This is a genomic window from Scandinavium sp. UTDF21-P1B (assembly GCF_040750395.1).
Classification (GTDB): Bacteria; Pseudomonadota; Gammaproteobacteria; order Enterobacterales; family Enterobacteriaceae; genus Scandinavium.
This window is the reverse complement of sequence record NZ_JBFLVD010000068.1, coordinates 1-250: the sequence shown is the minus strand read 5'-3', so window position 1 is coordinate 250 and position 250 is coordinate 1. Positions and strand designations below refer to the sequence as shown.

Sequence of the window (250 nt, the reverse complement as noted above, 5' to 3'; positions counted from 1 at the left end):
ACTTAATGTTTTTTAAACATGTATTCGCGGGTCATTGGCAAACCTTGACCTGAAGCACCTTTAGTCAAAAGATATTGAACAACATCAATATTTCCAGCTTCAAAACTTGCAGCGCAGGCTTGAAGATAAAGTGTCCACATCCTTGCAAATGGTCTACCCATTTCTTTTTCTACTTCATCAAAAACTTCGAGATAATTTTCATTCCAAATTTCAAGCGTTTTTTGATAATGACGACGAAGAGGTTCAAGAT

General features: G+C 36.0%; 1 protein-coding gene. It reads right to left on the bottom strand.

Going from position 1 to position 250, the window contains the following annotated elements; all coding sequences use genetic code 11:
• Positions 1–2: 2 nt before the first annotated feature.
• The coding region (locus tag AB1287_RS22440; protein ID WP_435619157.1) for a class I SAM-dependent methyltransferase at positions 3–250 on the bottom strand (248 nt) is incomplete at its 5' end.